Genomic DNA, 9509 nt, shown 5'->3' on the forward strand with positions numbered 1-9509 from the left:
CTCTATATCCTCAACTGTAATATTATTTGTCGCCTCCAACTTAATATCCGCATCCCCAGAAGTCTCATCAAATTCATCATTTATCGTAATATTAGTTGCAGACAAAGAAACACTTTCCCCACCACCTTTAATTCCGCCACCTGTAGCAATAATATCGCCCCCTGCTTCTATTTTGATATCACCCCCAATTCCTTGAACAGCACTAGAATTAATCAACCCTGTCATAATATTGTTATTAGCTTTCAGGTCAATTCTTCCCCCATCAGTAGTTTCGCTCAAACTGCGGATATTTCCTACACTAATATCACCATGAGTTGCTTCCAGATTAATTGCCCCACCATTTCCTCCACCACTCTGAACAAGAGGATTACGCAGCAATAGTTGCGTACCTGTGGCAGTTCCCCATGGGGCAGCATCACCTGCTTTGTATAAAGTTCCACTATCTCCCGAATAATTATCTGTCACCCTCAAAGTCCAAGTTCCATTAGGGTTCTCTCCATTAAATCCTGCCAAATTGCCTTGGGGACTATATGTACCATCAAACGGAGCATTACCAGAGTTGATATTTGTAGAAGCATCATCATCAAATACAGTATCTTGAAAGTTTTGTCCACTACCACCAACACCTGCAAACAAAGTTACTGCACTCCCTTGGGGTGATTCGAGATAAACTTCTAAGTCTCCATCGTAAGTATGTTTAGCAGAAAAGCGTACATCTAGATTTTCTATAGTTTCTAAGTCACCATCGACAGTAAAAGTAAAAGTTGCATTCCCTTCTGTACCTTCTGCTGGTATTGCTCCACCCTCATCCACATCTATAGTAGCAAGCAACTCCCCACCAGACAAAACCGGCAACCAAGAAGTATCAATATTCCCCAAAATAATTTCAGCACCAGCAATATTCAAATTCCGCCCATTAGTCTTAATAGTATCCGCACCATTCTCAAAGGTATTCGGATCGCTCCCAACATCCGCTTCATTATCCAACATCTGAACAACACCTATTCCATCCCCATCAGCATCGGCACGAAATTCTATCTCTCCATCCCCAGGCTGAAATTCCAACACATCATCCTCTATATCCTCAACAGTAATATCATTTGTGGCCTCCAACTTAACATCCGCATCCCCAGAAGTTTCATCAAATTCATCATTTATCCGAATATTAGTGGCAGACAAAGAAACACTTTCCCCATTACTACTAATTCCGCTTCCTGTAGCAGAAATATCTCCCGTCGCTTCTATATTAATTGCACCATCGGCAGAAATATTTTCTGTTAATGTCACATCTCCTGCGCTCTTANCATTTGTGGCCTCCAACTTAACATCCGCATCCCCAGAAGTTTCATCAAATTCATCATTTATCCGAATATTAGTGGCAGACAAAGAAACACTTTCCCCATTACTACTAATTCCGCTTCCTGTAGCAGAAATATCTCCCGTCGCTTCTATATTAATTGCACCATCGGCAGAAATATTTTCTGTTAATGTCACATCTCCTGCGCTCTTAATTTCTAATTCTCCTCCAACAACAGAAATACCATTGACACCCTCACTCACACCTCCAATATTTACATTTACTACATCAAAAAATACTCCCCCACTACCAGAAACCGCTTCTAAATTTTCTACATTTAACTGTAAAGGTGCATCATTTAAACCTATTCCACCACTTCCAGATGTTTGAAATAAAGCACTACCAGCATTAATAATTGAACTATCAGAAACTCTGGCAATATTTCCCCCATTAGCATTAACTAAAACCTGCCCTGTTGTAGTTAAATTTGACAGATTTATATCTCCTACTTCTCCTAAATTTCCCAACTCAATATTAATAGTGCCACTACCAGCATTTAAAGTTGTTCCATCTAACTGATTTATTGATGCTTTCCCGTCAGAACGGTTAGCTAAATTCATCTCATCATTATTACCAAGAATGTCAATATTTCCATTACCAACTGATGTATCAATATCGGCATTTATATTAATACTACGACCAGCTTTGAATTCTACAGATGAATCAGTTTCTATCTTTTCATTAACTGTTATATCATTGTCAGCTTCTAATATTACATTCCCTGATAATTGCTCAATATTTTCTGCACTAATTGTCAAATCTGCATTCTCATCTTGAGCAATTTGTGAATTATTAGAATTTTCTGACTCTCCTATCGNATCAATATCGGCATTTATATTAATACTACGACCAGCTTTGAATTCTACAGATGAATCAGTTTCTATCTTTTCATTAACTGTTATATCATTGTCAGCTTCTAATATTACATTCCCTGATAATTGCTCAATATTTTCTGCACTAATTGTCAAATCTGCATTCTCATCTTGAGCAATTTGTGAATTATTAGAATTTTCTGACTCTCCTATCGTTACACTTTCTGGTTGTGAAAATATCGTTCCTTCTTCTCCCAATGCTGCAGTAACATCCACACTTCCATCAAATGTAAATTCTTCTTTTCCCGTAACTTCAACAAACCCTCCATTACCAGAAAATTCTCCTCCTTTAGCACTAATATCTCCAGCAAAATTAGTAGTTCCATCAGACCAAATTATTACCCTTCCTCCATCTCCATTCTCAATAGCATTAGCAGAAATAATTGAGCCACTATTAACAGAAGTTTCTTGAGAATTGAAAACTGTACTACTCTCTTGAGAGTCTCCTCCAATTAATACCGTCCCCCCACCATTTAAACCATTCGCATTAATATTAGTATCAATCAGAGCTACGCGATCGCCCAATACATTTACCTCGCCTCCTACATCCTCAGCGCTCGATACATCTATACCTCCAGAAGTTATGGCAGTTCCTGGTAAATCTGCCACTACTGTATTTGAATCTGTCAACACCACATCACCATTTTCATTAACAGTTACAGATGTGGCCTGAATTATTTCTCCACCTGTTAAGAGTCCGGGTAAAGATAGAGGGGCTATATCAATCTCTTCCCCATTCACTATGACTGGGTTTACTTCTAAACTGAGTAAATGTCCTGGTTGAGAAATTCTTAAGACACTACCACCTTCTACTGCTGCGATGGTAATATTACCCCCTGCTGTAGAGAGTTGCCCAGTATTAATAACTGTGCCACCTAATAAGGTGAGATTTTCTCCGGGGTTTAAAGTTAAATTTCCTTCGTTAACTATAGCGCCTGGGTTAGACACATTAAATTTATAGCCACTGGGGTCTCCGACTAAATTAGCATAGTCATTTGTACCCATGGCTTTAAACCAGAAATTGTTGCTGTCAAAACCTATACCTGTGGCCGTAGTAACGCTGAATGAGGCGGGTATGTTAAGGCTGGCGTTTGGGCCGAACATTATGCCAGCGGGGTTCATTAAGAAAAGATTAGAGTTACCACCAATAACTTGGAGCAGACCGTTGATATATGAAGCGTTGCCTCCTGTGACTCGCCCTAGAATGTTGCGAGTGTCGGGAGTAGTAAGGAAATTCGCGGTTTGGCCTGAGTTGACGTTGAATTGGTCAAAACTGTGAAAGAGGTTAGCTCCACTACGAGTACCACCTTCGATATTAAATTGGTTGCCCTGTGGTGTAACAGTTGTACCTGTACCGTCGTTTGCCGGAGTTATGGGTTGGGAGTTAACAGGAGTTGGGGCTAATATGCCTAATATTAAAGTCAGAGCTGTTATACTATAAGATTCTAATTTATTAGCTTTCATAAAAAAAACCTCTACAGTTACTGAATTTTTTCTTAGACTATTGATAGATACCCAACTTTGGTACTGAAGCTTCTCTTTAAATTGTTGATATTTCTGTTCTGGGTAGTGAAGCTTCTCTTTAAAATTGTTAATATTTCTGTTCTGGGTAGTGAAGCTTCTCTTTAAAATTGTTAATANTGGGTAGTGAAGCTTCTCTTTAAAATTGTTAATATTTCTGTTCTGGGTAGTGAAGCTTCTCTTTAAAATTGTTAATATTTCTGTTCTGGTAGGAGTTATGCAAAAAATTCGGCGATCGGGATTTTAAATTTCTTCCCTGTCGCTCGCAATGACGAAAACAAATTGTGCTGAGTAAGTCCTATAAATGTTAAAAAAATTGTAGGGGCGGGTTTAGCTGAAAGTGTATATAATTAGGAACTTATTCCTACAAACCCGCCTTATGCTCACCTACTTAATACCAGGTAGAAGTTTGGAGACAAAACCCTCACATACTTAAAATTCCTACACAAATTATAGCAGTTTTCACTTAGGTAGATCAAAATAGGGACGTTCCATGAAACGTCCCTACAATGGTCTTTTGTTCTTAAAAGTTTATTCCATCTTTACTGAAAATCGCTATAAATTTTATATAGAATTTACTATTTCAGAATAATGGTTCTACAGTATCAAAATCTCCCGAAGCAGTAGGAAGATTATTGTTATTTTTAAGTGAAACTTTTCCTCAGAAAAACTATTCTGGAGTCTTCTGTAATTCAGGTCTTTCCTCAGCAACTATTGCCTCTTCTACAGGACAAACTTCTAGACAAATTCCGCAGTCAATACAGGTATCAAAATCAATCCAATACCAATCTGTTCCTTTAATATTTTTACCAGGACCTTCATGGATACAAGCAACTGGACAAGCATTAACACAGTCAGCAACACCTTCGCAAATATTAGTAACAATTGTATGTGGCATTTTCGTTTTTTTTAGTTTAGTTAAAAGTTTAAAGTGATTAATTCAAAACTTATAGCGCTTGGCACAGGTAATAGGCAATAGGGGAAGAGAAAGATGATTAGACAAATAAGTAGATAAGCTCTAATCAACCTAACTATTTAAGGAAATATAAAGTTACTAAAACCCTTGAGATTGCTTCTATACACTCCGTTCCGCTCGCAATGATGTACTTGTATATTTTCCCACCTATCTACTTAATCTTAGCAATTTGGCTGAAAAATACAAACTATCTCCAATTGAATACTATAGAGTAATTTAGCAAAATTACCCTTATCAACTTTTCTATTCTTCCTTCTTCCTTTTTCCTTCAATTTAGCTTTGATAAAAATTCCTCATAAATTTGAGACTTAGAACCAAAAACATAATTAGGAGTAGAAACTGTCAGGTCTGTACCACCTACTTTTCTCAGATGGTTAATTGCTGATAATAACATATTTTGTTTTACCACAATTGTTACAGCATACCAGTCATTTTTTTCTCCAGAATATACTTTAGCAATAGTCGGTCCTTGCAAACCAGAAATACCATTTAATTCACTTTTATACATGAGGCGATCGCCTATTTCATCTGCTGATTTTCCCTCTACATTTGCTGTGATTGAAACATATTTTTTCGACTCCATCTGCGCTTCTATTAACTCTAAAATAACCTTAGTTGTTTCCAACTTAATTTCACTTTCTTGTAACAACCGTTTATTACCAATTAAACAAGCTTGGGAGTCGAGAAGTGTACCTCCTTCAATTTGTTTTAAACGATTTTCTCTGAGGGTTGTACCAGTGCTAGTTATATCAGCAATCATATCAGCATATCCCATAGTAGGTGCCGCTTCCATTGCACCTTGAACAGATACTAAAGAAAAATGTACAATTAATTTTTCGTAGAGCCATTTTTGGGTTAAATGATGATATTTAGTCGCAATTCTCAAATTTTTTCCTTTATCTCTAAATAAGAGGGTTAACTCTGCTAAATCTTCTATAGAAGAAACATCTACCCAACTCTCAGGAACGGCTAAAACTAATTTACATTTACCATAACCTAACTTATCCCAAATTACTATTACATCATCATGGGATTGACTTTCTTCAGAAACCACATCATAACCTGTAATTCCTAAATCAACACTTCCTTCCTCTACCTTTGTAAAAATATCTGCTGCTCTTTGAAATAAAATTTTCACTTGTGGTAAAGCAGGAATATAACCAAAATATTGTCTGTCATTAGGTCTAGATACACGCAAACCACAAGCTGACAATAATTCCATTGTTCCTTTTGCTAAAGCACCTTTACTTGGTAAGGCTATTCTTAAAATATTATCTTTTGTCATTTCATTTATCAGTTATTAGTTCAGTTATCAGTTATCAGTTATCAGTATTTCCTGCTAAATTAGGAGGCTGGAAATTCAGTTATCAGTTATCAGTTATCAGTATTTCCTGTTAAACTAGGAGGCTGGAAATTCAGTTATTAGTTATAAGTTATCAGCGAACCTAATTTTTTGATAATTTAATTTTAGAATTTTAAATCACCATTCGGCTTTTCATTTAATTAATAAAGCCAACATTCGTTTAACTTTTACTAGATTTTCAGCCAGAGATTTGTGTTCATAATACTTGATTAAATTCAGGTTGCAAGCAAGTATAAAGATGATCTTCAAACTTACTAGCTGAACCCATAGCAATTTGAAGAAAACGACATAGTTCTGCATCTCCATTTCCTAAACATTCTGCTATTAGAAGTCAGCTTTTCCTCGGGAATGCTCCGCAAACAGCTTTTTAATGAATGAAGCCAACATTTGTTTAACTTCTACCACATTTTAACTAATTCTTGGAAATCTCTCAATTACTTTTAAAGTAGGAAAAAGTAATAAAGCTGATAGCTGACTGCTATTTCCTGACAAATTTAATTCTTTAAAATTTCCCAATGCTAATTACCCCTTTAAATTAAAGGTAATAAAGCTGTTTAGCTGCGCGAAATGAAAAACGTAGTTCCTCCGCAGGAGGCAAGCTGATAGCTTATTCAATAGACATCTCCAAAAAGAAAAAATAACATCAATATATCCTACATAAATAATCAATTATTTCCCCCTACTCCCTATTCCCTACTCCCTATTCCCTATTCCCTAATATTTCTAACTTGATTTACTACTTCATTTAATTCTAAATTTTTTTGTTCCCCTGAATCTAAATTTTGTAAAAGCACTTTACTTCCTTCTTTTTCAGCAGAATTGATAATAATTACAAATGGAATCTTCTGCTGATTCGCATACTCGATATTACTCTCAACGTCTCTTCCTATCACATCAGTTTCTACTCGTAAACCTAGCTCTCTCAATTTTTCAGCTACTTCTACAGAATAAGCATAATATTCTGAACTAACACCAACTACCAAAACTTCAACAAATTGATAATTATTTAAACTCAAATTATCTTTTTCTGCTAATTCCTTTCTCAGTTCTTCCATCACATAAGAAAAACCAGTAGCAGGAGTATCTTTTTCACCCCCTAAACTAACAACCAAATCATCATATCTACCTCCACCACATAATTTTCTTTCTACTCCTAACTTACTGTCATAAATCTCAAAAACCATACCTGTATAATATTGAAGACCCCGACTAATTCCCAAATCAAGACTAATCCGATTTTTGTCAAGATTAAAAGCTTCTAAACTTTTCAAAATATCTTGTAATTGTATCAACCCATAACCATCAATACTATAAGCTGAAAGGAGTTTTTCTGCTTCTTTGAATATGGCAAGTGGCTCTCCTTTTAGTTGACTCAATTCCGTCATAAAATCTNCCTGTATAATATTGAAGACCCCGACTAATTCCCAAATCAAGACTAATCCGATTTTTGTCAAGATTAAAAGCTTCTAAACTTTTCAAAATATCTTGTAATTGTATCAACCCATAACCATCAATACTATAAGCTGAAAGGAGTTTTTCTGCTTCTTTGAATATGGCAAGTGGCTCTCCTTTTAGTTGACTCAATTCCGTCATAAAATCTAGTGCTTGATTTAATTGTTGAGTCTGGTCTTGATGTTTAATTTTCACCAACAAACGGTCAACTACTTCTTCTGGTGCGCGAGTGCTTGTGAGTCCGATATTCATACTTTCCAAAAACTCAAAAATTGCTGTTCGAGCCTCACTTTCTTCTAAGCTTTGGAGAATATCTTTAATTTTTGTTGGTGTTGTATTTGTATCTATTTGTTGTTCAATAGAAGTATCTTTTTTAAACGCAGGATAAATTTCAGAAAGTCGGTTTTCTACAACCTCTTTTCCTTCTATTCTTAGAGTTTCCATCTGACTAAGTAGAAAACTACGAAGACGAGTATCTAACTCAAGATGGTCAAGAAAATTATTCAGAACTCCAACGTGGCCGATAAATGTTTGATATTCAGTTAAACCTAGACGGTCTAAACCTTGACAGGCCATAGAAATAACTTCCGCATCAGCGATCGCTCCCGTGGCCCCAATTAACTCTATTCCCATTTGGGTAAATTGCCGATATCTTTCTTTCTGGGGCTGTTCATAACGAAATACTGGCCCAGTGTAATAAAGGCGCATTGGCAGAGGTAGTTCTTGGAGGTTGTCCAAATAAGCACGGACAACTGAGGCAGTGAATTCTGGTCTTAGACAGAGGCGACGGTTACGGTAAACAAAGTCGTAGAGACGAGAAATAATGTCCTCACCAGATTTTTTCAGATAGAGTTCCGTATATTCTATAAGTGGCACATCTATTGGTCGATAGCCGTAAGATTCAAAATTGCTACTCAGTGTACTTTTAATTTTTCTATCTATCTGGTAACTGCTTGGGAGGATGTCGTTAACTCCTCTGACTCTTTCTACTTTTGTGGTTTGCATAGACAAAATATCAAAGATTGTGGTTTTCTCATCGGAATTTTGACACAGATGTATCATACCAATTGATAATGGATAATTGATAAGATTTCAGTAGTTGATTCAATCCTCTTGGTTTTAACCAGAAGTAATTAATAATTTTTGAGATACAGAAGATTCTGAAGTTATGAGGTACGAATTTTAATTATAAAGCTTTGTAGTGCAGGCATTTTCCCCGCGACTGGTGTACCTCATAAAAATGGAAAGCCTTGTAGTTTTCATTATTCATTAATGAAGCGATGTGCAACTTTACTATGGAATAATCAGCTTTTTTGGGTCTTTAGCGGTAAAGTCTGGTTCTCAAAACTCCCTAAATATCGTCGGTTGGAAAAAGTTGCACATCGCGTTTATTTTATCTCTTTTTTTCCATGATTAAATCTTTCTATCTATAACCTTCCTTCAGTGGAAAATTACCAACATTTTCATTTTTCAAAGCTCCTGAAAAAAATCGCGCGTCAAAGGATTTTCACTTGCATCCTCAAACAAATTCTGATACTCTAAATATTAGATGGAGCTACTCGCCTATACGCATGACTTATTATTCAACTTAGTTGACTAACCAAGATAAAATCAAACATTTACATTTAGAAATTTTTCCTAAGAGCCATACCAGAAATACTTTCATCTTCTGGAGCTTTGCTAAATACTTAATTTTTCCATGATTAAATCTTTCTATGTATAACCTGACTTCAGTGGAAAATTACCAACATTTTCATTTTTGAAAGCTCCTAAAAAAAACGCGGGTCAAAAGATTTTCACTTGCATCCTCAAACAAATTCTGATACTCTAAATATTAGATGGCGTTGCTCGCCTACACCCATGACTTATTATTCAACTTAATTGACTAACCAAGATAAAATCAAACATCTACATTTAGGAATTTTTCCAAGGAGCCATACCAGAAATACTTTCATCTTCTAGAGCTTT

The 9509-nt window shown here is 35.9% G+C and carries 4 protein-coding genes and 2 pseudogenes; all 6 read right to left on the reverse strand.

The annotated features are described in order from the left end of the window. Nucleotides 1–1287: proprotein convertase P-domain-containing protein (locus tag AFK68_RS42395; RefSeq protein ID WP_246844388.1), on the reverse strand; the 1287-nt coding region annotated here is incomplete at its 3' end. A gap of 888 nt (nt 1288–2175) precedes the next feature. Continuing rightward, a pseudogene (locus AFK68_RS42400) lies at nt 2176–3693 on the reverse strand (filamentous hemagglutinin N-terminal domain-containing protein); the annotation flags it as partial. 727 nt (nt 3694–4420) lie between these two features. Then, on the reverse strand, nt 4421–4648 hold the full coding sequence (locus AFK68_RS23500) for a ferredoxin family protein (RefSeq protein ID WP_094675559.1): 228 nt from the start codon (nt 4646–4648) through the stop codon (nt 4421–4423). 346 nt (nt 4649–4994) lie between these two features. Further along, nucleotides 4995–6011, reverse strand: coding sequence for an ATP phosphoribosyltransferase (gene hisG / locus AFK68_RS23505; protein WP_094675561.1), 1017 nt, complete (start codon nt 6009–6011; stop codon nt 4995–4997). Nucleotides 6012–6796: 785 nt separating this feature from the next. Next, the gene (locus tag AFK68_RS46220; RefSeq protein ID WP_094675563.1) at nt 6797–7474 is read right to left on the reverse strand and encodes an ATP phosphoribosyltransferase regulatory subunit; all 678 of its coding nucleotides are present in this window, start codon (nt 7472–7474) and stop codon (nt 6797–6799) included. A gap of 8 nt (nt 7475–7482) precedes the next feature. Beyond that, nucleotides 7483–8603 (reverse strand): annotated as a pseudogene (locus AFK68_RS23515) (ATP phosphoribosyltransferase regulatory subunit); the annotation flags it as partial. Nucleotides 8604–9509 lie beyond the last annotated feature (906 nt).

Origin of the sequence: Hydrocoleum sp. CS-953, from assembly GCF_002260545.1 — a bacterium.
Taxonomy (GTDB): Bacteria; Cyanobacteriota; Cyanobacteriia; order Cyanobacteriales; family Microcoleaceae; genus Trichodesmium.

Coding starts and splice junctions, on each gene's coding strand:
- hisG (WP_094675561.1), bottom strand. CDS start 6,011: ATGACAAAAGATAATATTTTAAGAATAGCCTTACCAAGTAAAGGTGCT.
- AFK68_RS46220 (WP_094675563.1), bottom strand. CDS start 7,474: ATGACGGAATTGAGTCAACTAAAAGGAGAGCCACTTGCCATATTCAAA.
- AFK68_RS23500 (WP_094675559.1), bottom strand. CDS start 4,648: ATGCCACATACAATTGTTACTAATATTTGCGAAGGTGTTGCTGACTGT.